The sequence below is a fragment of the Pseudomonas sp. PSE14 genome (assembly GCF_029203285.1).
Lineage (GTDB): Bacteria > Pseudomonadota > Gammaproteobacteria > Pseudomonadales > Pseudomonadaceae > Pseudomonas.
In genome coordinates this window covers 4,296,769-4,320,274 of the sequence record NZ_CP115669.1, presented here as the reverse complement: position 1 = coordinate 4,320,274, position 23,506 = coordinate 4,296,769, and the positions used below count along the sequence as shown (strand labels likewise).

Below are 23,506 nucleotides of genomic sequence, written 5' to 3'. Positions count from 1 at the left end.
GGTCCGATGGGGCTTAGGGGTATTGCTCCGCCTCAGGCTGGCGGTCGATCAGGCGGCTGGTTCGCTGATGTCCAGCACCGGACGATCATGGCTGCCGACCCAGCGCGGGCCTTTGGGGCCATACACGCCCGCTGCTTCCGGGAAGGTCCGCAGCAGGGCGACGTAGAGCACGGCGGCCATGCCGAGGGTGACCGGCAGGCTGATGTCGATGCCGCCGGCCAGGTTGCCCAGGGGGCCTACGAACTGACCCGGCAGGTTGACGAAGCACAGGCCCAGGGCCGCGCTCGGGATCCATGCGCCCATGCCGCGCCAGTTCCAGCCGTTGTGGAACCAGTAGGCGCCGCCTTGCTGGCCACGGGTGAACACCTGCAGGTCGTCGGCGTGGTAGAAGCCACGGCGGATGACCAGGCCGAGGATCATGATCACCATCCAGGGGCTGGTGCAGGTGATGATCAGCACGGCGAAGGTGGACACGCTCTGCACCAGGTTGGCGGCGAAGCGGCCGATGAAGATGAAGGCGATGGACAGCACGCCGATCAGCAGGGTGGCCTGTACGCGGTTGAGCAGGCGCGGGAACACGCTGGACATGTCCAGGCCCGTGCCGTACAGCGAGGTGGTGCCGGTGGACATGCCGCCGATCACCGCAATCAGGCACACCGGCAGGAAGAACCAGCTCGGCGAGACCGCCAGCAGGCCGCCGACGTAGTTGTTCTGGGCGATGTAGTCCGGGGCGTTGACCGCGACGATGGTGGCGGTGGCCAGGCCGAACAGGAACGGGATCAGGGTGGCCAGCTGGGCGCAGATCACTGCCAGCATGATGCGCTTCTGCGAGGTTTCGCGCGGGATGTAGCGCGCCCAGTCGCCGAGGAAGGCACCGAAGGACACCGGGTTGCTCATGGCCAGCAGGGCGGCGCCGATGAAGGCGGCCCAGAAGCCTTCACTGCCCATCTGCACGGTGCCGGCGTAGCTGGCATCGAAGGGGCCGGAGAAGGCGAACAGGCCGAGCAGGAACAGCAGGCTGGCGGCCCATACGGCGATCTTGTTGACCAGCAGCATGAAGCGGAAGCCGTAGATGCACACGACCAGCACCAGCACGGCGAACAGGCCGTAAGCCAGGCCCAGGGTCAGGTCGGTTTCCGGCAGGTCGAACAGGCGCTTGGCGCCGCCGATCAGCGCATCGCCCGAACTCCATACGGAGAGAGAGAAGAAGGCGACGGCGGTGAGCAGCGACAGGAACGAGCCGACGATCCGCCCGTGCACGCCGAAGTGGGCGCCCGAGGAGACCGCGTTGTTGGTGCCGTTGAGCGGGCCGAACAGGCCCATGGGCGCGAGAATGATCGAACCGACCAGCACGCCGAGGACGATGGCCCAGACGCCGGCCTGGAACGACAGCCCGAACAGAACCGGGAAGCTGCCGAGCACGGCGGTGGCGAAGGTGTTGGCGCCACCGAAGATCATGCGGAACAGATCGGTGGGCGTAGCGTTACGTTCGTGATCCGGGATCTGTTCGACCCCGAATGTCTCGATCGTTGTGATGGCGTGTGCGTTGTTCTTGTTATCCATGACTTCCTCCCGGGATGCCCTGTCTTTATGGCGTCGGAGACGGTGACAGGTGCTCGTGCGTGGCCAGCCAGCGGCCCTGTTTCGGATCACGGCGGAAGACGATGGTCTCCCGTTCGTGGTTCAGGCTCTCCTCTCCCTGGATGCGCAACCGCGTGGCGACGTCGTGGCAGAACACGGCCACATCTTCGCCCTGCAGGCTGACAAAGGTATTGCTGGACTGGCATTCGAGGACTTCGAAGCCGTCGTCACGCAGCCAGCCTTCCCACACCTCGCGGTACGCCGCGCGCGACAGCAGCGGCTGCGGCCAGGTGTGGAAGATGAAGCTGGCGTCTTCGCTGAAGGCCGCGAAGTAGGCCTCGGTGTCGGTGCGCGCGAAGGCTGCCACGAGATCGCGGGCAGCCTCCAACACCTGTGCTACGCAGGCATCGTTATTCATGTGTTTGCTCGCGCGCTTAGCGGCGCTCTACGCCCGGGAGGATGCAGAGCATTTCGTACAGCAGGTTGGCGCCGAGCAGCGAGGTATTGCCGGTGGTGTCGTAGGGCGGGGAGACTTCCACCAGGTCGCAACCGATGATGTCCAGGCCCTGGCAGCCACGCACGATTTCCATTGCCTGGATGGTGGTCAGGCCGCCGATTTCCGGGGTGCCGGTGCCGGGCGCCCAGGCCGGGTCGATGCCATCGATGTCGAAGGACAGGTAGACCGGGCCGCCGCCGACTTTCTCGCGCACTTCGGCCATCAGCGGAGCCAGCGACTTGTGCCAGCACTCTTCGGCCTGCACCACGCGGAAGCCCTGCTTGCGGCTCCAGTTGAAGTCTTCGGCGGTATAGCCCTGGGCGCGCAGGCCGATCTGCACCACGCGGTCGCAGTCGAGCAGGCCTTCTTCCACCGCGCGGCGGAAGGTAGTGCCGTGGGCGATCTTCTCGCCGAACATGTGATCGTTGACGTCCGCGTGGGCGTCGATGTGCACCAGGCCGACCTTGCCGTGCTTCTTGTGGATGGCACGCAGGATCGGCAGGGTGATGGTGTGGTCGCCACCCAGGGTCAGCGGGATGATGCCGTGGTCGAGGATGCCATCGTAGGCTTCCTCGATGATGCGCACGGCTTCCAGCAGGTTGAAGGTGTTGATCGCCACGTCACCGATGTCGGCGATGTTCAGCGAGTCGAACGGCGCAGCGCCGGTGGCCATGTTGTACGGACGGATCATCACCGACTCGGCGCGGATTTCGCGCGGCCCGAAACGAGTGCCGGAGCGCAGGGAGGTGCCGATATCCAGCGGCACGCCGACGAAGGCGGCGTCGAGCTTGTTGAGCTCTTCGGGGGACTGGATGTGCGGCAGGCGCATCATGGTGGCGATGCCGCCGAAACGCGGCATTTCGTTACCGCCCAGGGGCTGGTGAAGTTTCTTGTCCATGGGGAGGGCCTCAGGCTGATCGCTGTCTTCGTGGAAACAGGCTTGTTGATACTGAGGTCGGATTCTCATCAGGTTGGGTAGTGAGAAAAATCTCTGGCTACAAATAATCAGTTCAGAGTTTTCTAAACTTTCCCTGGGCGCTAGACTGCGCCACCGCGTCGCAGGGGCCTGCTTGCCGGGCGCATGGGGCGTGACCTGCGGATCGATAGGCAGCTTTCTATCGTTCGTTTCACTGGTGCAGAAAGTACTGAACTAGAGCGGCTTTGCCGCCGTTTTACGGAGTCGTCATGAGCGCCAGCGCATTGCCTGACGTCAAGCTGCTGCGAATCTTCGCCTGCGTAGTGCGCAGCCAGGGTTTCGCCGCCGCCCAGCAGGAGCTGAACCTGTCGACCTCGGCGATCAGCACCTACATGAGCCAACTGGAGAATCAGCTGGGCATCGTGCTCTGCCACCGCGGCCGCGGGGGATTCGGGCTGACCAGCAAAGGCGAGCTGTTCTACCAGGAAACCCTGCGCATCCTCGGCGAACTGGAAGGCTTCGAGCGCTATGCCGCCACCCTGAAGGGCGAGCTGCGTGGCACCCTCAACCTCGGCGTTCTGGACTCCACGGTAAGCGACCCGGCGCTGCCGCTGGCCGAAGTGATCGGCGCCTTCAGCAGCCTGCACCCGGCGGTGCATCTGCACCTGCAGGTACAGAGCCCTTACGAGCTGCAGCTGGCGGTGCTGGACAACCGCCTGGACCTGGCCATCGGTTCCTTCTTCAGCCGCATGAACGGTCTGGTCTACCAGCCGCTCTATAGAGAGCAGCACTGGCTGTACTGCAGCGACCGTCATCCGCTGTTCGACGGCCGGCGCATTCCCGCTGAACTGATCACCCAGCAGCGCATGGTCGGCCGTGGCTACTGGAGCCAGGCGGAACTGGCGCGGCACGGCTTCAAGCACAGCGCCGGCACTGTGGAGAGTATGGAGGCGCAGCTGATCCTGATTCTCTCCGGCGGCTACATCGGCTACCTGCCCGAGCATTACGCCCACCCCTGGGTGGAGCAGGGCCGGCTGCGCGCGCTGCTGCCGGCGACCTTCGGCTACCAGGCGCCGTTCTCCCTGATCCTGCGCCGTGGCCGTTCCCGCGAGCCGCTGATCCAGAACTTCCGCGACCTGCTGCGGACGCAGCCGAACACGCCATGAGCCGCGCCCGTTGTCCGCGCTGCGAGCGCCCGCTGACGCATTGCCTGTGCGCGCTGATCCCGCACCTGGACAACCGCACCCGCGTGTTGCTGCTGCAGCACCCGAGCGAAGTCGGCCATGCGCTGAATACCGCGCGACTGGCAGTCCTAGGGCTGGCCAATGCGGAGCTGCTGGTGGGCGAGGATTTCAGTGGTCTCGACCTGTCGGCCTGGGATGCGTGGCTGCTGTTCCCCGGTGAGTCCGCTGTCGCGTTGGCCGATCTGGCGGCGCGCCCTGTGGATAAGCCGCGCCTGCTGGTAGTGCCCGATGGCACCTGGCGCAAGGCGCGCAAGCTGCTGCATCTCAATCCCAATCTCGCGGCGCTGCCCCGTGTGGTACTGCCCGACGGGCTGAGCTCCCGCTACCGCCTGCGCAAGGCGCCGGCCGAAGGTGCGCTGTCGACCATCGAGGCAGTGGTGCATGCCCTCGACGCGCTGGATGCGCCGCAGTCCCACACGGAGCTGCTGCGGCCGTTCGAGACCCTGATCGACGGACAGATCGCCGCGATGGGGGAGGAGACCTTCCAGCGCAATCATGGGCCGCGATCTTCCTCCTGAGCGTTCTTCTGTAGGAGCGAGCTTGCTCGCGAACAGATCCTCCGGCCACGCCGGCGCTGGGTTGGTTCGCGAGCAAGCTCGCTCCTACGAAAAGCATGTGCCGGGCCGGCCGGCGGATTCGCTTGCTGCGGTCGACTCGTTATACTGCGCCCCTCATTCCCCCTCGCGAGGTGTTCGTCCGATGCGCAATTGATGCCGCCGTGGTTTCACGGCCCGTTTCCGTCCCAGGTTTCGCCTGGGGGATTTCCGGCATCAATCTGGATGGCATATGACGAGCCCCTTCACCCTGGCGCTGCAAGGCGTCTTTTTCCACCTGCCCAGCGGCGAAGCGCTGCTGAGCGATCTCAACGAAACCTTCGACGACCGTCGCACCGCACTGGTCGGGCGCAATGGCGTGGGCAAGTCCGTGCTGGCGCGGATCATGGCCGGAAAGCTGCAGCCCAGTGCCGGGCTTTGCCTGAGTTCCGGGCTGGTGCACTACCTGCCGCAGCGCGTCGAGCCGCAGGCGTTTCGCAGCGTGGCGGACCTCGCCGGGGTGCAGCCGCTGCTGGATGCGCTGGCGCGGATCGAGGCGGGCGGCGTCGATCCCGCCGACTTCGAACGCCTCGACGGTCACTGGGATATCCATGCACGCCTGGAGGCTGAGCTGGCCGCCAGCGGGCTCGGGCACCTGGCGCCCGACACGCCAGCCGCACACTTGAGCGGTGGCGAGTGCACGCGAGTGGCGCTGCTCGGTGCCTGGCTCAGCGAGGCAGACTGGCTGATTCTCGACGAGCCGAGCAACCACCTCGACCGCGCCGGGCGTGAAGCGCTACGTGAGCAAGTGCAGCGCTGGCGTGGCGGGCTGATCCTGGTCAGCCATGACCGCCTGCTGCTGGACGATCTGCCGCGGATCGTCGAACTGTCTTCCACCGGATTGCGCAGCTATGCCGGCGGCTACGGCTTTTATCGGGAGGTCCGCCAGCAGGAACAGGACCATGCCCAGCGCGAATTGCAGCGTCGCAAGCTGGAGCGCGACCGCCAGCAACGGGCCATGCAGGAGCAGCGCGAGCGCCAGGAGCATCGCCAGGCGAAAGGGCGGAAGGATGCGCGCGAAGCCAACCAGGCAAAGATCCTCGTCGATCGGCAGAAGGAGCGCAGCCAGGCCAGCATCGCCCGCCTGAGCACCCAGCACGGCGATCGTCGCGAGCAGTTGGCGCGTGAAGTGCGAGAGGCGTTCGGCCAGTTGCGCGAGGAGGATGGAGTGACGCTCAACGCGCCGGACTGCGAACTGCCCGAACAGCGCGGCGTACTTTCGCTGGAGGCGTTGCGCTTGCCGTTCGGCAATGCCGCGCCGCTCGATCTGCAACTGACGGGACCGCGCCGTGTGGCGGTGATCGGAAACAATGGCAGCGGCAAGTCGACGTTGCTCAAGGTCATCGCCGGCGAATTGGACCCCGCTTCCGGTTCGTGCGAGCTGAAGGTACGCAGCGCCTACCTGGACCAGCATCTGGCTGCGCTCTTGCCCGGGCGCTCGGTGCTGGAGCAGTTGCAGGCGCGCAACCGGGCGCTGGATCAGTCCGTGTTGCGCACCCGGCTGGCGCAGTTGGGCCTGTCGGCGGCGCGGGTCGATCAGCCCTGCGGGCTGCTTAGCGGCGGCGAGCGGTTGAAGGCGGCATTGGCCTGCGAGATCTACGCGGAGCAACCGGCGCAACTGCTCCTGCTGGACGAGCCTGACAACCACCTCGACCTGCCGTCCCGTGAGGCGCTGGAGACTCTGCTGCGGCAATACCGGGGCGCGCTGCTGGTGGTGTCCCACGACGAGGCATTCCTGGACCGGCTGGAGCTGGAGGCGCGTCTGGCGTGCATGAACGACGGTTGGCGCTGGCATCGCGAGTGAGGGCTTTACCTGCCGGGCGGGGCTGGCTAGGATCGACTTCCCTTCCTTCCCGGCTGCCTCTGCCGTGTACCGCCCAGGCGTTGATTCGCGAAGCGGTCATTCATGCTGCCGACGCTTCAACGGTCGCCTTTCGCTGGCGTGCCATTCCTTTTTGATCAGCTGAATCAGGATGATTTCATGCTCATTCGCCAACGCATCGCCGCGGACAATCCGCGCCTGCTCGACATCTGGCTGCGCTCCGTGCGCGCTACCCATCACTTCCTCCAGGCGTCTGATATCGACGCGCTGCTGCCGCAGGTCCGCGACCTGTATCTGCCCGCCGTCGAGGTCTGGGTGGCGGTGGATAACGACGATCATCCACTGGGTTTCATCGGGCTCAACGAGCGCCATGTGGAAATGCTCTTCATCGACCCCGAGATGCGCGGACAGGGCATCGGTACCCGGTTGCTCGACTTCGTGCGTGAGTCGCGCGATTCGTTGAGCGTCGACGTCAACGAGCAGAACCCGCAGGCGGTGGGGTTTTACCTGCACTACGGCTTCGTCCAGACCGGGCGCTCGCCCACCGACGGTGAAGGGCGGCCGTTTCCGCTGCTGCACATGAGCCTGCCGGACGCTCTGTTCTCGTAGGATGGGCATCGCTTCGCTCCACCCATCCTACGAATTAGTCCTTGCTCGCGAATGGATTCTCCGGCGGCACTGACGTCCACCGGGTTCGCGAGCAAACTCGCTCCTACAAAACGCGAATCCTGCGGGCGCAGGGCGTATAGCGCTCCGCGTTATACGCCGATTGACTATGGTCCCTGCGCACTCTGGGTTCGGCGATGGCGATGGAGAGCGGTGTATCGGTGTACAACCGCGAACGGTTGTACACCCTACGTGGCGTTCATGCTCCGGTGTCACCACTGCCGAAACTGATGCTCCGCGCGCCAAGCCTGAGCAGGCTGTCGGCGAACAGGTCGCTGGCGGTGCTGCGGCAATCCCAGGCGGCTTCCCAGTCTTCCCGGCGGCGCCAGTGCAGGCGGCCGACCAGGCGCTGCGGCTCGCCTTCGGCGTGCAGTTCGCTGGCGAGGTAGCCGGGGCGCAGGTGGAACAGCTGCTGCAGGTGTTCCAGGTAATCACCCAGTTTCGCGGCGATGTGCGCGCGCTGCTGTGGCGTCACGCCAATCTCGATCTGCAGGACGAAGTGCGGGGTGTCGACGCAGGTGTGGATCGGGCTGGGCTGGGTCATGGTTCTTGGCTCCTGTCTTGAACCGAATGCCAGGCGAGGGTAAAACCTCAACTTAAGTTGAGGTCAATAGCCCATGAAGAAATCGTCTCCCTGTTCGATGCACCGCGACCTGAGCGTCGGCGAGCTGGCCAAACGCGCTGGCGTGGCCGTGTCGGCGCTGCACTTCTACGAAGCCAAGGGGCTGATCGCCAGCACGCGCAATGCTGGCAACCAGCGCCGTTATTCGCGCGATACGCTGCGGCGGGTGGCGGTGATCAAGGTCGCGCAAAGAGTTGGCATCCCGCTGGGCGAGATTGCCGAGGCGCTGGCCTCGTTGCCTCGCGGGCACAACCCGACGGCGGCGGACTGGGCGCGGCTATCGGCGCGCTGGCGGGATGATCTGAACGAGCGGATCGAGAAGCTGCTGTTGCTGCGCGATCAGCTCGATGGCTGCATTGGTTGCGGATGTCTGTCGATGGAGGCGTGCCCGCTGCGCAATCCGGGTGACCGGTTGGCGGAGGAGGGGCCGGGGGCGCATTGGCGGGGGGCGGCGGAGTGAGGGGGAAGAACTGAAGAGCCCCTCTCCCTAACCCTCTCCCTGAAGGGAGAGGGGACCGTTCGGAGTGAGGTGATTCCACATAGCTCGCCGGACGCTTTGGGTGGAGGGAGCATCATTCTTCCAGCCGGCACGAATAGCTCCTTCTCCCTTCAGGGAGAGGGCTGGGGAGAGGGTAAGCCCCAGCTCTGAAGTCCCTGGACAAACTCACCGCTCCCGCAACGCCTCCCAACGCGCTTTCAGCACCGGCTTGAGGATGTAATCCAGCACGCTCTTCTCGCCCGTGATGATGTCCACCGTCGCCACCATGCCGGGGATGATCAGCAGTGGCTTGGCGTCGGTGCCCAGGTGGTTCTTGTCGGTGCGTACCTGGATCAGATAGAAGCTGTTGCCCTTGTCGTCGGTGATGGTGTCGGCGCTGATCAGTTCCAGCTTGGCCTTGAGCCCGCCGTAGATGGTGTAGTCGTAGGCGGTGAACTTCACGGTCGCCGGCTGGCCGGGGTGGAGGAAGGCGATGTCCTGCGGGCGCACCCGCGCCTCCACCAGCAGGTTGTCCTCCAGCGGGACGATTTCCACCATGTCGCTGCCCGGTTGCACCACGCCGCCGATGGTGTTGACCTTGAGTTGCTTGACGATGCCGCGCATGGGTGAGACCACCAGGGTGCGGTTGACCTTGTCATCGATGGCGCGGCTGGTGGCGGTGAGTTTGTTGAAGTCGGTGCGGACCTCGTTGAGCTCCTTCAGCGCGTCGCTGCGAAAGCCCAGTTTCGATTCCTCGATCTTGCGCTGGATTTCATTCACCGCCGCCTCGGCGCGCGGGATGGCCAGGCTGGTGGCGTTGAGGTCGCCGCTGATCTCCACCGCGCTGCGGCGCAGGCGCAGCAGTTCCACCGGGGAGACCGCGCCGCTCTTCACCAGCGGCTCGGACATGTTGATCTCCTGCTGCACCAGGCCGAGGCTGGAGCGGTATTGCTGCACCTTGGCACGGAACTCCTGGAGTTCCTGGTTCTTCTGCCGCAGCTGTTCCTGGAGGATGTTCTGCTCGCTGCTCTGCCGCTGCTGGCGGGTCTGGTAGAGGGCCATCTGGTCTTCCACCACCTGCGGCGCGTCTTTCTTCAATGCATCGGTGAACACCGGCTCGCGGCCTTCGGCCTCCGCGCTCAAACGTTCCACGCGGGCTTCCAGGGAGTTGCGGTCGGCCTCGGTCTCGCCCTTGTTGGAGGCGAAGCGGGTGTCGTCCAGCCGCAGCAGCGGCTGGTTCTTCTCCACCACCTGGCCTTCGCGGACGAAGATCTCCGAGACGATGCCGCCTTCCAGGTTCTGGATGGTCTGCACCTTGGAGGAGGGGATGGCCTTGCCTTCGCCCTTGGTCACTTCCTCGATGTTGGCGAAGTAGGCCCAGACGATGGCTACCACCAGCAAGGCGAATGCCGCCCAGAGGGTGATGCGGGTGGCGTTGGGCGAGTCTTCCAGCAGGGTGCCCTGAACCTCCGGCATGAACTCGGTGTCGCGGGCGCCGTTGCCGCCCAGGTAGTCGCGGATCGATTGGGAGAACTGCATGGCGATTACCCCGCTGCCGGGCCGACATGGCCCTTGCGCAATGCTTCGATGACCGCGTCTTTCGGGCCGTCGGCGACGATGCGGCCGCTGTCGAGCACCAGCAGGCGGTCGACCAGGCTGAGCATCGAGGTGCGGTGGGTGACCAGCAGCAGGGTCTTGTCGCGGCAGGCTTCGTGCAGGCGCTTGCGCAGGATTTCCTCGCTGCTGTTGTCCATGGCGCTGGTGGGTTCGTCGAGCAGCAGGATCGGTGGGTCGAGCAGCAGCGCGCGGGCCATCAGCACGGCCTGGCGCTGGCCTCCGGAGAGCAGTTGGCCGCGCTCGCCCACCGGACGGTCGAAGCCCAGCGGGTGCTGCCGGGCCAGCTCGCTGACGCCGCTCAGCTCGGCCACTTCCAGCATCCGCGCGTCGCTGATGTAGCGCGCGCCGAGGGTCAGATTGTCGCGCAGGCTGCCGGCCAGCAGGGGCAGGTCATGGGCGACGTAACCGATCTGCTGGCGCAGGTCAGAGACGTCGATCTGCCGCAGGTCCAGGCCGTCGAGCAGGATCTGTCCTTCGTCGGGCTGGTAGAAACCCATCAGCAGCCGGCCGAAGGTGCTCTTGCCGGAGCCGCTCTTGCCGATGATGCCGACCTTCTCGCCGGGGGCCAGGCGCAGGCTGATGTGGTTCAGCGCCGGGGTGTTCTGGCCCTGGTAGCTGAAGCTGAGCTGGCGGACTTCCAGGGCACCGTGCAGTTGCGTCCGTTCCAGCGGACGCTGGCGCGGCTGGCGCTCCTGCGGCAGGGCCATCAGCGCGTCGGTGCTGGTCATGGTCAGGCGAGCCTGCTGGTAACGGGTGATCAGCCCGGCGATCTGGCCGAGCGGAGCGAGCACCCGGCTGTTGAGCATGTAGCTGGCGACCAGCGCGCCGACGCTGAGGTTGCCGTCGAGGATGCTGTAGACCCCGGCGCAGATCATCGCCATGCCGGCGAACTGCTGCAGGAACAGGGTGCCGTTGGTGGCCAGCGCGGAGAGGAAGCGGGCGTGATTGTCCAGGCGGGCTAGGGCGCCGTGGGTGCTTTCCCAGCGGTATTGGCGCTCACTCTCGGCGCCGCAGGCCTTGAGGGTTTCCAGGCCGCCCAGGGTTTCGATCAGCAGCGCCTGGCGCTCGGCGCCCAGGGTCAGGCTCTTCTGCACCGTGTCGCGCAGGCGGCTCTGGATGATCAGGGCGAAGACGATGGTGATCGGGAAGGCCAGCAGCGGGATCGCGATGAGCCAGCCACCGAGCAGGCCGATGACCAGAATCATCAGGAGGGAGAAGGGCAGGTCGATCAGGCTGGTCAGGGTCAGGGCGGTAAGGAATTCGCGCAGGCCCTGGAAGTCGTGGATGCTCTGGGCGAAGCCGCCGACGGTTTCCGGCTTGGCGACCATCGACATGCCGGTGATGCGTTCGAACAGGGTCGCCGACAGCACCACGTCGGTCTTCTTGCCGGCCATGTCCAGCAGGTTGGAGCGCAGTACCCGCAGCAGCAGTTCGAACAGCGTTCCCAGCAGAAGGCCGGCGGCCAGTACCCAGAGTGTCGAGAGCGCCTGGTTGGGCACCACGCGGTCGTAAGTCTGCATGACGAATAGCGGTACCAGCATGCCCAGCAGGTTGATCAGCAGGCTGGCCACCAGCGCGTCGGTATACAGCCAGCGCGACAGCCCGAGGGTGTCGCGGAACCAGGCTTCCACCCGTGGCACCAGCGGTTTTCGCGCAGCTTCCAGTTCGTGGCGTGGGCGGGCGAACAGGGCCTGGCCGCTGTACTGGGCGGCCAGTTCGTCGGCGCTGACGGACTGCTCGCCGCCTTCGGTCTCGCACGGCAGGATCAATGCCTGGCCGTCGTCGCGCCATTGGCGCAGCACCGCGCTGCGGCCGTCGTTGAGCAGCAGCAGCACCGGCAGATTGAGGTTGGAGATGCTCTTCAGATCGCGGCGCAGCAGGCGTCCCTGCAGCCCGGCGCGGGCGGCCGCGCGGGGCAGCAGGCTGGCGGACAGGAGCTGGTCGGGCAAGGGTAGGCCGGCCGACAGGCTGTTGCGGCTGACCGTGCAGCCGTGCAGGCGGCAGAGGATCAGCAGGCCGTCGAGCAGGGGGTCGTCATGGCTCAGGCGTGGGTCGCCCGGCGCGGGGGTGCCGCGCTCCTGGATGATCATGGTCACGCTACTTCCTCCCGGGCCGGGTCACCGCCGGCCACCCCCCGCGGGATGCCCGGCCTGCGCCGCACGACGGTTCCGTGCCCTCTGTCGTATCGCTTTACGACCGTCACCCCGTGGCCGGATGGCACGGGGTACGGAGGACGGTCGGGTGCGACTTTCTTATTTCAGATCAGGCAGGCGTGCCTCGTTCTTCACATCCGAGATGGCCACGGATTCGTGCGGCGCCACCACGTGCTGGGACTTGAGCAGGTAGCCCATGCTGGCGAGTACGCGGTACATCGAGAACTCCTCGGTGTAGCGGACCTCGGTGTAGCGGCGGTTGGCGGTGAACAGTTCGTTCTCGCTGTCCAGCAGGTCGAGCAGGGTGCGCTGGCCGAGGGTGAACTGCTGCTGGTACGCCTCGCGCACCTTGCGGGTGTAGTCGGCGTATTCACGGGCCGGTTGGGTCTGCTTCTTGGCGTTCTCCATCGCGTCCCAGGCCAGCGAGAGGTTCTCGTTGATCAGGCGCAGGGCGTTGTTGCGGATATCCTGGGCCTCATTGATTTCGTGGGACGTGGCATTCAGGTGGGCCTTGTCGCGCATGCCGTTGAACAGGTTGTAGCGCATCACGACCTGGGCTTGCCATTGGTTGTAGTGGCCTTCCTCGCCGTCGATGTTGTTGTTGGCGCTCTTGGCCAGTTCCGCGTCGAAGCGCGGGTAGAAGGGCGCCTTGGCGGCCTCGTACTGGGCTTCGGCGGCATTCACGTCGGCCTGGGCGGATTTCAGCAGCGGGTTGTCGCTGAGCATGTTCTGCCGTGCTTCCAGCAGGTCCGGGGGGACCTCCGCCTTGATGGTGGAGGGGGACTCCAGCTGGTCTGGCATCCGTCCGGTGGCGCTATAGAAGCTGGCTTCGGCGTCGGCCAGGTTCACCTCTTCGGTGTAGAGGTTGTTCTGCGCCAGGGCCAGACGGGCGATGGCCTGATCGTTGTCGGCGGTGCTGCCGACGCCACGCTCGCTGCGCAGGCGGATCTGGTCACCGATGCGTTCGTGGGCCTGCAGGTTGTTCTTCGCCAGGGCCACCATCTCGCGGCGCTTGAGCACGTCGAGGTAGACCTCGACGGTGCGCAGGGCGGCGTTCTCCGAGGTGCCTAGGATGCGGAAGGCCTTGGAGTTGACGTTGGCCTCGTTACGCTTGACCTCGTTGGGAGTGCCGAAGCCGTCGAACAGCATCTGCCGCAGGCGGATCTCGGACTCGCCGCGGGTCAGGGTTTCGTCATTGTGGTCGCCGAGGGCGCGGGTGGAGGGGCTGTCGGTGTTCTCCCGGCCGTAGCCGAGCAGAAGGTCGACGGTTGGCAGATAGCCGCCCCTGGCAAACTTGAGCTCCTCGTCCGCGGTCAGGCGGCTGTTCACGCTCTGGCTGATTTCCGGGTGGTATTGCAGTGTGCTTTGTATGGCCTCAGTCAGCGTCATGGCCTGCCCATGGGCGCATGACGCTGCCATAAATACACCGCTCCATAGTGCCGCATTACGACTGCGCATGGCTTTGCTCCTAGCGTTCTCTTACCTGTGATGCTCTTCGTGCGCCAATTTATTGGCTTTTTTCTCTTATCAAGCGTTTCACGCCTGTAACATCACAGCTAAGAACAACTTTCCAGACAGCTCAGAAGAATTTTTCACAAGGCTTATTCGGAAAAAATCTTATGACACCTCTGAAAAGCAGCACATTGTTTAAGCCTGCAAGCCCCGGTATTTCCCGGGTATGGGCGAGGACGGTGCTTGCAATAGAAGCCAGGTACGGTTTGGAGCAGTTAGGGCGGGGACTACAGCAGAAGGACAGGAAAAAGCGTCGTCAGAGTGACAAAAAAATGTCGCTGGCTTTTTGATGCTGAGACGCCATTAGTCCTTTTCGCCACCTTCGCAACTTTCTTCGCAACATCCGAATACAAGCGTGCCTTGGCCTGTTTCGGACAGCTGCATGCCGGTGGACCCGGCGTTGTCAGTGGAGCGGAGGAAGGACTCATGGCTACGTTGATGGGTGTCGTCAGTAAAGTGGTCGGCGAAGTGTTTGCGGTAGCCGCCGATGGATCGCGTCGTCCTTTGAGCCAGGGAGACAAGGTATTCGTTGGTGAACAGCTGGTCACCGGTGCCCATGGCTCGGTGGTGCTGAAAATAGCCGGCGGCGGCGAAATCACCCTCGGGCGCGACAGCTCCCTCCCCATGACCGCACAGCTGCAGTCTGCCGCTCACCATGCACAGGACGGCCAACAGCAGGCCGTCGCCCAGCAGCCCGCAACACCGAGCAAGCAGGACGTCACTGACGTGAAGGCCCTGCAAGCGGCAATCGCCGCCGGTGTGGACCCGACCAAGGCAGCCGAAGCTACCGCTGCCGGCCCGAGCGCCGGCACCGCTGGCGGTGCCAATGGCAAACCGGGTGGCGGGCACTCCTTCGTACTCCTGACCGAAGTTGCCGGGCATGTCGGCCCGGAGATCGGCTTCCCCACCGGCCCGCTCACCTGGGGTCCACTGTTCCCGCAAGACCGCGTTGCCGCGCCACTCGATGAGGCGGCCAGCTCTGGTCCCGGCGCCATCAGTATCGGCGAAAATGCTCTGGGCGGACCCGGCGGCGCGACGCTGGGCGGCAGTCTGAACTACGACTTCGGCACCAATGGCGTAGGTGGTTTCACCTGGGGCACAGCCGGCCTGCCCAACCTGACGTCCGGCGGCGTGCCGCTGACGTACAGCGTGAGCCCCGACGGCCATACGCTCACTGCCAGCGCCAATGGCACCCCTGTGTTCACCTTGACGTTGACCAACGTCAACACTGGTGCCTTCGAACTCACCCTGCTGCAGCCGGTGGATCATCCGGGCTCAGGCCAGGACACCCTGACCCTCAACGTGCCCTACACCATCACTGACGGCACCGGGGGCACCAGCACCAGCAACCTGGTGGTCGGCATCGTCGACGCCTTGCCGAATGCTTCGCTGTCCGCCAACGGCGGTGTGGACGGTGCATTGCAGACGCACGACGCCGCCACCCTGGGCGCTGCGTCCGATAGCAACAGTGCCGATTTCAGCGCGGCCTTCCAGGTCAACGCCAACTATGGGGCCGACGGTGCCGGCAGTACCACGCTGAGCTACAGCCTCCAGCTGGCCGGCGCCGATGGCAGCAACTCCGGATTGACCAGCGGCGGTTCCACTGTCTTCCTGTACAACGTGGGAGGTGTGATCGTTGCCTCCACATCCGCCAGCGCCGCCGGCATCACTGCGGAGAACACCGTCTTCTCGCTGTCGGTGAACGGCAGCACCGGTGTGGTCACCCTGACCCAGTTCAGCGCGATCGACCATGCGCTGCCGGGCAGCGAAGGCAACTTCGCCAGTCAACTCGCCGTGCTCGATTCGGGCCTGGTGCGTATGCAGGGGACCCTGGTGGTCACCGACCGCGACGGCGATACCGCTACGTCCACCAGTTCGCTGGATCTGGGTGGCCGTGTCAGCTTCACCGATGACGGTCCGAGCATCTCGCTGACCGAGGAGCGCGGGCCGATTCTCAGGGTCGATGAGACCGATCTCAATCAGAACGCCACCTTCGACAATGTGGCGGGGCTGTTCCAGTCGAGCTTCGGCGCAGATGGCGCCGGCTCGGTCACTTATCGGGTTGGCACTGCCGACGGTACGGACAGCGGCCTGAAGGACACTGAGACAGGCAACCGTATCCTGCTGTTCAACGATGGCAATGGCGGGGTGGTCGGCCGTGTCGAGGGCACCAATCTGGTGGCCTTCAGCGTCACCCTGAGTAACGGCGCGATCACTCTCGATCAACAGCGCGCGTTGGTGCATCCGGTGCAGACCGATCCACACGACGTGCTGAACCTCGACGCCGGCAAGATCAGCCTGATCGCCACCATCACCGACCGGGATGGCGACACCAACAGTGCCCAGATCGACCTGGGCAACCGGCTGATCTTCGGTGACGACGGTCCGGACATCAATCTGGTGGGTGGCTTTGACGGCCATCTGCTGGTGGATGAGTCCTCGCTCAATAGCGATGCCTCGGCCAACTTCAGCGGCGCGTTCAGCTCCCGAGGCGACGCCGACGGCGCCACCGTGAACTACAGCCTGACGGCGAACACCGGCGACCTCAGCGGCCTGCAGACCGGGAACGGCACCGACATCGTACTGGTGCGGGTGAGTGCCACTCAGGTCGAAGGCCGGGTCGGCAGCATTGATGGATTGACGGTCTTCAGCGTGACGCTGAACGCGACCACCGGCGAATTGACCCTCGATCAGCGGATCGCTCTGCGGCATAGCCCGGACGATCCGGACAACACCGTGCATCTGGGCAGCGGCAAGCTTTCGCTGACTGCGACCATCACCGACGGCGACCTCGACAGCAAGAGCGTCAGCCTCGACCTGGGCGGCCGACTGAGCTTCCACCATGAGAACCCGACCATTACCCTGAACGACTTCAACGGCCAACTGGTCGTGGATGAAACCCACCTGGATGCTGACGCCAGCCTCAACTTCAGTAGCGCCTTCAGCACCACCAGTGGCTCCGGCAACCTCACCCTGACCTATAGCCTGACTGCCACCAACGGCACCTCCAGCGGCCTGCAGACCACCGATGGCACGGACATCGTGCTGCTGCGCGTCAGTGCCACCGAAGTACAGGGCCGGGTTGGCGGCACCGGTGGTCCGATCGCCTTCACCCTGACCCTGGACGCTGTCACGGGCGACATGAAACTTGACCAGCAGATGGCGCTCCGGCATGGCGATGCCAGTAATCCGGACGACATCGTGCAACTGGCCGGCAGCAAGATCTCGCTGACCGCCACGGTGAGCGATGGTTTCTTCTTCAGCGAAAGCGCCAGCCTCGACCTGGGAGGCAAGCTGGTCTTCCATGATGATGGTCCGTCCATCGGTCTGACCGGCGAATTCAACGGCCAACTGGTGGTGGATGAAACCACGCTCGGCACCGATGCCACCGCCAACTTCAGCACGGCCTTCAGCAGCCAGACCGGCGCCGACGGGGGCAGCGTGAGCTACAGCCTGACGGCGACCACCGGCACCCTCAGCGGGGTGCAGACCACCAACGGCACCGACATCGTGCTGGTGCGGGTCAGCGCCACCCAGGTCGACGGCCGGGTTGGCGGCATCGGTGGGGCTACCGCCTTCACCCTGACGCTCAATGCCGCGACCGGCGAGCTGAAGCTCGACCAGCAGATGGCGCTCAAGCATGGCGACTCCAGCAATCCGGACGACACCGTTCACCTGGATACTGGCAAGCTCTCGCTGACCGCCACCGTGACCGATGGCGATCTCGATGCGAAGAGCGTCAACCTCGAACTGGGCGACAAGCTGGTCTTCCACGACGATGGTCCGAGCATCAGCCTGAATGGTCAGTTCAACGGCCAACTGGTCGTGGATGAAACCACGCTCGGCACCGATGCCACAGTCAACTTCAGCACGGCCTTCAGCGCCACGACCGGTGCCGATGGCGCTAGCGTGACCTACAGCCTGAATGCCATCGATGGTACCCCCAGCGGTCTGCAAACCACCAATGGCACCGATATCGTGCTGGTGCGGGTCAGCGCTACCGAGGTCCAGGGTCGGGTCGGCAGCACCGGAGGGGCCACCGCCTTCACCGTGACGCTGAATGCCGCCACCGGCGAGATGACGCTGGTGCAGCAGGTGGCGCTCCGGCATGGCGATGCCAGTAACCCGGATGACACCGTGCACCTGGACGGCGGCAAGCTCTCGCTGACCGCCACCGTGACCGATGGCGACCTCGACAGCCGGAACGTCAGCCTCGACCTGGGCGACAAACTGGTCTTCCACGACGATGGTCCGAGCATCAGCCTGGTAGGCGGCTTCAATGGCGAGCTGGTCGTCGATGAAACCACCCTTGGCGGCGATGCGACGGCCGATTTCAGCGGCGCCTTCAGCTCCACGACCGGTGCCGACGGCGGTAGCGTCACCTACAGCCTGACCGCCAACAGCGGCGACCTCAGCGGGCTGCAGACCACCAACGGCACCGACATCGTGCTGTACCGTGTCAGCGCTACCGAGGTCCAGGGGCGGGTGGGTAGTACCGGCGGCGCAACCGCCTTCACCGTGACGCTGAACGCGACCACCGGCGAGATGACGCTGGTGCAGCAGATGGCCCTCCGGCACGGTGACTCCACCGACCCGAATGACACCGTGCACCTGGCCGGCGGCAAGCTCTCGCTGACGGCTACCGTGACCGATGGCGATCTCGATGCGAAGAGCGTCAACCTCGAACTGGGCGACAAGCTGACCTTCCACGACGATGGTCCGAGCATTGGCCTGGTGGGCGGCTTCAATGGCGAGCTGGTCGTCGATGAGACCTTCCTCGGCACCGATGCCTCGGCCGACTTCAGCGGCGCCTTCAGCGCCACGACCGGTGCCGACGGCGGCAGCGTCACCTATAGCCTGACCGCCAACAACGGCGATCTCAGCGGGGTGCAGACCACCAACGGCACCGACATCGTGCTGTACCGTGTCAGCGCCACCGAGGTTCAGGGCCGGGTGGGCAGCACCGGCGGGGCAACCGCCTTCACTGTCACGCTGAACGCGACCACCGGCGAGCTGACTCTCGTGCAGCAGATGGCCCTCCGGCACGGTGACGCCACCGACCCGAATGACACCGTGCACCTGGCCGGCGGCAAGCTCTCGCTGACCGCTACCGTGACCGATGGCGATCTCGATGCGAAGAGCGTCAACCTTGACCTGGGCGACAAGCTGACCTTCCACGACGATGGTCCGAGCATTGGCCTGGTGGGCGGCTTCAACGGCCAGTTGGTTGTGGATGAGACCTCGCTGGGTACCGATGCCACGGTCAACTTCAGCACGGCTTTCAGTGCCACGACCGGCGCCGATGGTGGTAGCGTCACCTACAGTCTGACGGCCAACAGCGGTGATCTCAGCGGTGTGCAGACCAGCAATGGCACCGATATCGTGCTATTCCGTGTCAGCGCTACCCAGGTCGAAGGGCGGGTCGGAAATACCTCTGGCGCAACTGCCTTCACCCTGACGCTGAATGCGACTACCGGCGAGCTGAAGCTCGACCAGCAGATGGCGCTCAAACATGGCGACGCCAGCAATCCGGATGACACCGTGCAGCTGGCCGGCGGCAAGCTCTCGCTGACCGCCACCGTGACCGATGGCGATCTCGATGCGAAGAGCATCAGTCTCGATCTCGGTAGCAAGCTGGTCTTCCACGACGATGGTCCGAGCATCCAGGTGGACAGCCAGGCCGATATCCGACTGGTCGTGGATGAGTCCAACCTGGCCAACGACGCTCGCGTCGAGTCCAGCCTGGTATCCCAGCTGTTCAGTCCCCACTTCGGCGCCGATGGCGCGGGCTCGATCACCTACGCCGTCAGCACCGTCAATGGTACCGACAGCGGCGTGCGTGACAGTGCCACGGGCCACCGTGTCCTGCTGTTCAACGAGGACGGCAGCGTGGTCGGCCGCGTCGAGGGCAGTAACGCCATCGCCTTCGTCGTCCGGGAGGATAACGGAGCACTGGAGCTGGACCAGCGACTGGCGCTCTACCATCCGGACCCGACCAACCTGGACGAACCGCTGAGCCTGGCCGCCGGGAAGATCACCCTGACCGCCACCATCACCGACCAGGACGGTGACTCGGACAGCGCCCAGGTCGATCTGGGCAGCAAACTGGTCATCTACGATGATGGCCCGAGCATCAACCTGGCGGCTGGCTTCAACGGCGAACTGGTTGTCGATGAAACCACGCTCGCTACCGATGCCACCGCCAACTTCAGCACGGCCTTCAGCGCCACGACCGGCAATGACGGCGGCAGTGTGAGCTACAGCCTGACGGCGAACACAGGCGACCTCAGCGGTGTGCAGACCACCAACGGCACCGACATCGTGCTGGTACGGGTCAGCGCCACGCAGGTCGACGGCCGGGTTGGCTCGATCGGTGGGGCAACCGCCTTCACCGTGACGCTGAACGCAACCACTGGCCAGCTGACGCTCGACCAGAAAGTGGCGCTCAAGCATGGAGATGCCACTGACCCGAATGACACCGTACACCTGGCCGGCGGCAAGCTTTCGCTGACTGCCACCGTGACCGATGGCGACCTCGATAGCCGGAGTGTCAGTCTCGATCTGGGCGACAAGCTGATCTTCCACGACGATGGTCCGAGCATCAGCCTGGCGGGTGGCTTCAACGGCCAACTGACCGTGGATGAGACCACGCTTGCTACCGACGCCACGGCCAACTTCAGCACGGCTTTCAGCGCCACGACCGGCGCCGATGGTGGCAGTGTGAGCTACAGCCTGACGGCGACCACCGGCACCCTCAGCGGGGTGCAGACCACCAACGGCACCGACATCGTGCTGGTGCGGGTCAGCGCCACCCAGGTCGACGGCCGGGTTGGCGGCATCGGTGGAGCTACCGCCTTCACCCTGACGCTCAATGCCGCGACCGGCGAGCTGAAGCTCGACCAGCAGATGGCGCTCAAGCATGGCAATGCCAGCGATCCGAACGATGCGATACACCTGAATAACGGTGTGATTTCGCTGACCGGCACGGTGACCGACGGTGACCTCGATGCGAAGAGCATCAGCCTCGACCTGGGTGGCAAGATCACCTTCCTCGACGACGGTCCGAGTATCAGCCTGGCAGGCGGCTTCAACGGTCAACTGACCGTGGATGAGACCAATCTCGGCACCGATGCCACGGTGAACTTCAGCACGGCCTTCAGCGCCCAGACTGGCGCCGACGGCGGCAGCCTGAGCTACAGCCTGACGGCGACCACCGGCACCCTCAGCGGGGTGCAGACCACCAACGGCACCGACATCGTGCTGGTGCGGGTCAGCGCCACCCAGGTCGACGGCCGGGTTGGCGGCATCGGTGGGGCAACCGCCTTCACCCTGACGCTCAATGCCGCGACCGGCGAGCTGAAGCTCGACCAGCAGATGGCGCTCAAGCACGGCAATGCCAGCGATCCGAACGATGCGGTGCACCTGAATAACGGTGTGATTTCGCTGACCGGCACCGTGACCGACGGCGACCTGGACGCGAAGAGCATCAGCCTCGACCTGGGCAGCAAGATCACCTTCCTCGACGACGGTCCGAGCATCAACCTGGCGGCTGGCTTCAACGGCCAACTCACGGTGGATGAAACCAATCTCAGCACCAATGCCACGGCCAACTTCAGCACGGCCTTCAGCGCTGCCACCGGTGCCGACGGCGGCAGCCTGAGCTACAGCCTGACCGTCACCAATGGCGCTCTCAGCGGCCTGTCGGTCACCAATGGCACGGCCATCGTCCTGGTCAAGGTCAGCGACACCCAGGTTGAAGGGCGTGTTGGCAACGCCAGCGGGGCGACCGCCTTCGTCGTGACCCTAGATGCTGCGACCGGCAGCTTGACGCTCGACCAGCAGATGGCGCTGCGGCATGGCGATACCAGTAACCCGAACGACCCGGTCAGCCTGGCCAGCAACGCGCTGTCGCTGACAGCGACCGTGACCGATGGTGATCTCGATGCGAAGAGCATCAACCTCGACCTGGGCGGCAAGCTAACCTTCCTTGACGACGGCCCGGTGGTGAATGTCCAGCCGCTCACCCAGAACGTCTTCGATGCCAAGGGCTTCCACCTGGAGGGCATCCTGGACGTCAACTTCGGCGCCGATGGTCCCGGCGGCTTCGACCTGAGCGGCAACACGGCGCCCAGCGGCCTGCACTATGTGGTCACCAGCCTGGCGGGTGGCGGCTCCCTGCTGACCGCCCTGGATGCTGACAACCAGCCGTTCTTCACGCTCCAGATCAACAGCAACGGCACCTACAGCTTCGATGTGGTCAACTCGCGGCCGACTGCCGAGGTGGGGTACGACCTGACCACGATCAATGCCAGCGGGCCGGCACCTTCGTTCACCTTGACGTCGTCCGGACTCAGCGCAACCTTCACCACCACTGCCGGTCACCTGGTGAACCCGTCAACCAACGGCATGGGGATCGACAACAACACGATCGACAAAGGTGAGCTGCTCAACGTTGCCTTCAGCGATACCGTCTATAACGCGACTTTCAAGGTTCAGAAACTCTCTACCGGGGACACTCTCAGCTGGAGTGTACTGAGTGCGGCCGGGGCGATACTGGCCACTGGTACCTTCGTACCGCCAGCCGGTACTGGCGAGGGCGACACGACGACCTGGAACCTGCTGGCCAATGGGCACTTCCTCACCGGCTCGGCCGCTCAGCTGGCGGAGACTGGCTTCAGCACGGTGATACTGGGCAGCAACGATGGCGATTACCGGGTCCAGACCCTGTCGGCCGATCGCGCCGTGCTGCCGCCGGACCTGACGCTCAACTTCGGCGTGGGTGTCACTGATGGCGATGGTGACCATGCCAGCCTGAATCTCGGCCTGGAAATGAACACCCCAACCCTGCTGGTAGTGGGCAGCAATGCCGACGACAGCGGTTCCTCGACAACCCAGCACACCATTCCGAACCCGACCGACGCCGACAAGAGCGGCGATATCGTGGGCGGCAATGGCAGCGATGTGCTGGTGGGGGATAAAGGCGGGGCCGCGCAGCCGGTCGGGAATGATCACCTGGTAGGGGGGGCAGGTAACGACATCCTCTTCGGTGACTCCATCAACACCGACAACCTGAGCTGGGCAGGCCATGCCGCGGGCACGCACAACGGTGCCGGCCTCCAGGGACTGGTGGACTACCTGACCGCAACCAATGGCGGAACCGCGCCGTCCACCGGGCAATTGCTCAACTACATCGCCGCCCATGCCCAGGAGCTCAACGTCGCCGGCGATCCCCGTGGCGGCAATGACATCCTCGAAGGGGGCACCGGCAACGACCTGATGTTCGGTCAGGGCGGCAACGACAAGCTGATCGGTGGCCCCGGCGACGACATCATGTTCGGTGGTACCGGTGCGGATGAGTTCGTGTGGAAGGCCGGCGACACCGGTCACGATGTGATCAAGGACTTCAACATCGCCGAAGGTGACACGCTGAACCTGACCGACCTGTTGCAGGGAGAGACCGCCACGGCTTCGTCCTTGGCGCACTACCTGAACTTTACGGTGACTTCCGGCACCACCAGCATCGGGGTCATGCCCACTGGCACCGGCCCGGTGACCCAGACCATCGACCTGGCCAACGTCGACCTGTCCGCCAAGTACGCCGGCCATGCGGGCAATGGCGTGCTCTCGGCGGGCGATACCCAACAGGTGCTCAACGGCCTGCTCGGCGACCACGCGATCAAGACCGACACCGTCTGACCGCTGTTGCTTCACCCTTGAAACCGCCGCCTCCGGGCGGCGGTTTCGTTCGTGCCCGCCCAACGAGGGTGGGGGCACGCCTATACGGCTGGTGAATGATCGTCGCGGTG

At 64.9% G+C, this 23,506-nt stretch carries 13 protein-coding genes; 6 read left to right on the top strand and 7 right to left on the bottom strand.

The window, feature by feature from the left end; all coding sequences use genetic code 11:
* Nucleotides 1-48: 48 nt before the first annotated feature.
* The 3 genes from O6P39_RS19750 to speB are packed head-to-tail and all read right to left on the bottom strand — an operon-like array spanning nucleotide 49 to nucleotide 2,975.
* A complete protein-coding gene (locus tag O6P39_RS19750; protein WP_275608137.1) occupies nucleotides 49-1,563 on the bottom strand; it encodes a cytosine permease in 1,515 nt (504 codons plus the stop codon).
* Between the two features lie 25 nt (nucleotides 1,564-1,588).
* Complete coding sequence (locus O6P39_RS19745) at nucleotides 1,589-1,999, bottom strand: nuclear transport factor 2 family protein (RefSeq protein WP_152224816.1); 411 nt, start codon at nucleotides 1,997-1,999, stop codon at nucleotides 1,589-1,591.
* A 16-nt stretch (nucleotides 2,000-2,015) separates the two neighbouring features.
* Nucleotides 2,016-2,975, bottom strand: coding sequence for an agmatinase (speB, locus tag O6P39_RS19740; RefSeq protein WP_275608136.1), 960 nt, complete (start codon nucleotides 2,973-2,975; stop codon nucleotides 2,016-2,018).
* Between the two features lie 287 nt (nucleotides 2,976-3,262).
* Between speB and O6P39_RS19735 the strand changes: the two genes are divergently transcribed.
* The 4 genes from O6P39_RS19735 to O6P39_RS19720 all read left to right on the top strand — a co-directional run bounded on the left by O6P39_RS19735 (nucleotide 3,263) and on the right by O6P39_RS19720 (nucleotide 7,261).
* Entirely contained in the window at nucleotides 3,263-4,159 is an 897-nt protein-coding gene (locus tag O6P39_RS19735) for a LysR family transcriptional regulator (protein ID WP_275608135.1), read from the top strand.
* Nucleotides 4,156-4,755, top strand: a complete 600-nt coding sequence (locus O6P39_RS19730; RefSeq protein WP_275608134.1) for a DTW domain-containing protein — start codon at nucleotides 4,156-4,158, stop codon at nucleotides 4,753-4,755. The genes O6P39_RS19735 and O6P39_RS19730 overlap by 4 nt, the downstream gene beginning before the upstream one ends.
* Before the next feature lie 268 nt (nucleotides 4,756-5,023).
* Entirely contained in the window at nucleotides 5,024-6,634 is a 1,611-nt protein-coding gene (locus O6P39_RS19725) for an ABC-F family ATP-binding cassette domain-containing protein (RefSeq protein WP_275608133.1), read from the top strand.
* 177 nt (nucleotides 6,635-6,811) lie between these two features.
* Nucleotides 6,812-7,261: an acetyltransferase gene (locus O6P39_RS19720; protein ID WP_275608132.1), complete on the top strand. Its 450-nt coding sequence runs from the start codon at nucleotides 6,812-6,814 to the stop codon at nucleotides 7,259-7,261.
* Between the two features lie 256 nt (nucleotides 7,262-7,517).
* Here the strand turns inward: O6P39_RS19720 and O6P39_RS19715 are convergent, their stop codons facing one another.
* Nucleotides 7,518-7,862, bottom strand: a complete 345-nt coding sequence (locus O6P39_RS19715; RefSeq protein WP_275608131.1) for an antibiotic biosynthesis monooxygenase — start codon at nucleotides 7,860-7,862, stop codon at nucleotides 7,518-7,520.
* 73 nt (nucleotides 7,863-7,935) lie between these two features.
* Between O6P39_RS19715 and soxR the strand changes: the two genes are divergently transcribed.
* The gene (gene soxR / locus O6P39_RS19710) at nucleotides 7,936-8,400 is read left to right on the top strand and encodes a redox-sensitive transcriptional activator SoxR (protein ID WP_275608130.1); all 465 of its coding nucleotides are present in this window, start codon (nucleotides 7,936-7,938) and stop codon (nucleotides 8,398-8,400) included.
* A 204-nt stretch (nucleotides 8,401-8,604) separates the two neighbouring features.
* Here the strand turns inward: soxR and O6P39_RS19705 are convergent, their stop codons facing one another.
* The 3 genes from O6P39_RS19705 to O6P39_RS19695 form a co-directional block, all read right to left on the bottom strand.
* Nucleotides 8,605-9,957 carry an HlyD family type I secretion periplasmic adaptor subunit gene (locus tag O6P39_RS19705; RefSeq protein ID WP_275608129.1) on the bottom strand — a complete coding sequence of 451 codons (1,353 nt, stop codon included), beginning with the start codon at nucleotides 9,955-9,957 and terminating at the stop codon, nucleotides 8,605-8,607.
* A gap of 5 nt (nucleotides 9,958-9,962) precedes the next feature.
* Nucleotides 9,963-12,125: a type I secretion system permease/ATPase gene (locus tag O6P39_RS19700; RefSeq protein WP_275611989.1), complete on the bottom strand. Its 2,163-nt coding sequence runs from the start codon at nucleotides 12,123-12,125 to the stop codon at nucleotides 9,963-9,965.
* A gap of 162 nt (nucleotides 12,126-12,287) precedes the next feature.
* Entirely contained in the window at nucleotides 12,288-13,646 is a 1,359-nt protein-coding gene (locus O6P39_RS19695; protein ID WP_275608128.1) for a TolC family outer membrane protein, read from the bottom strand.
* Nucleotides 13,647-14,126: 480 nt separating this feature from the next.
* Between O6P39_RS19695 and O6P39_RS19690 the strand changes: the two genes are divergently transcribed.
* Nucleotides 14,127-23,396, top strand: coding sequence for a retention module-containing protein (locus O6P39_RS19690; protein WP_275608127.1), 9,270 nt, complete (start codon nucleotides 14,127-14,129; stop codon nucleotides 23,394-23,396).
* The last annotated feature ends 110 nt before the right edge of the window (nucleotides 23,397-23,506 follow it).

Coding starts and splice junctions, on each gene's coding strand:
- O6P39_RS19750 (WP_275608137.1), bottom strand. CDS start 1,563: ATGGATAACAAGAACAACGCACACGCCATCACAACGATCGAGACATTC.
- O6P39_RS19745 (WP_152224816.1), bottom strand. CDS start 1,999: ATGAATAACGATGCCTGCGTAGCACAGGTGTTGGAGGCTGCCCGCGAT.
- speB (WP_275608136.1), bottom strand. CDS start 2,975: ATGGACAAGAAACTTCACCAGCCCCTGGGCGGTAACGAAATGCCGCGT.
- O6P39_RS19735 (WP_275608135.1), top strand. CDS start 3,263: ATGAGCGCCAGCGCATTGCCTGACGTCAAGCTGCTGCGAATCTTCGCC.
- O6P39_RS19730 (WP_275608134.1), top strand. CDS start 4,156: ATGAGCCGCGCCCGTTGTCCGCGCTGCGAGCGCCCGCTGACGCATTGC.
- O6P39_RS19725 (WP_275608133.1), top strand. CDS start 5,024: ATGACGAGCCCCTTCACCCTGGCGCTGCAAGGCGTCTTTTTCCACCTG.
- O6P39_RS19720 (WP_275608132.1), top strand. CDS start 6,812: ATGCTCATTCGCCAACGCATCGCCGCGGACAATCCGCGCCTGCTCGAC.
- O6P39_RS19715 (WP_275608131.1), bottom strand. CDS start 7,862: ATGACCCAGCCCAGCCCGATCCACACCTGCGTCGACACCCCGCACTTC.
- soxR (WP_275608130.1), top strand. CDS start 7,936: ATGAAGAAATCGTCTCCCTGTTCGATGCACCGCGACCTGAGCGTCGGC.
- O6P39_RS19705 (WP_275608129.1), bottom strand. CDS start 9,957: ATGCAGTTCTCCCAATCGATCCGCGACTACCTGGGCGGCAACGGCGCC.
- O6P39_RS19700 (WP_275611989.1), bottom strand. CDS start 12,125: ATGATCATCCAGGAGCGCGGCACCCCCGCGCCGGGCGACCCACGCCTG.
- O6P39_RS19695 (WP_275608128.1), bottom strand. CDS start 13,646: ATGCGCAGTCGTAATGCGGCACTATGGAGCGGTGTATTTATGGCAGCG.
- O6P39_RS19690 (WP_275608127.1), top strand. CDS start 14,127: ATGGCTACGTTGATGGGTGTCGTCAGTAAAGTGGTCGGCGAAGTGTTT.